The organism is Ruegeria conchae (assembly GCF_000192475.1).
Lineage (GTDB): Bacteria > Pseudomonadota > Alphaproteobacteria > Rhodobacterales > Rhodobacteraceae > Ruegeria > Ruegeria conchae.
The window spans coordinates 1-552 of sequence record NZ_AEYW01000015.1; the positions used below are offsets into that span (position 1 = coordinate 1).

At 57.2% G+C, this 552-nt stretch carries 2 protein-coding genes; both read left to right on the plus strand.

Features of this window, described 5'->3' with window-relative positions:
• Positions 1-231, plus strand: a 231-nt coding sequence (locus G7G_RS24410) for a hypothetical protein (RefSeq protein WP_037321780.1), incomplete at its 5' end; no start/stop codon positions are given.
• Between the two features lie 53 nt (positions 232-284).
• The coding region (locus tag G7G_RS23210; protein WP_010442426.1) for a hypothetical protein at positions 285-552 on the plus strand (268 nt) is incomplete at its 3' end.

The following is a 552-nucleotide window of genomic DNA, read 5'->3' on the forward strand; positions in this document are numbered from 1 at the left end:
CTGCCACAGCCAGGTTACCGGCACAAGGACTGGGCAACGATCCAGCCGGTGCCTTACGATCCTGATGACTACAGCTATTCGGAAGATAAGACGTTCTATGATGAAACCGACTATCGACTGCGCTACGACAAGCCATATTCGATCGGAAGAAGGACCGCTACCGCTATTACCGCGATCCGCTTGTCGCGGCGATCACCGATCCCTATGGCTCGGACAAGCTGCGTAACCTGAATGCGTCCAAGGCGGCAGCGCCGGCGTTCCGCAATGCCTCAGCCAACAGCAATGTGGGCAAGATCGCGACCTATCAGGCTGCGGCGGAAACCTACTATGACTTGCGCGGAGACCTCTATGAGGCGCGCCGTGAACTGCGTGATCTGAACGAGAGCTATGATGGCCGCAGCAGCGAAGACATCGCTGATGACATCGCCGCGCTCGATCCTGCAGACCCGAATTACGAAGACGATCTCAGTGCGCTTGAGGATGAACTGCGTGATGCAGAAACCTATGAAGAGGCGCGCGACGATCTGCGCGCGGATGTGAGGGATCTGAGAA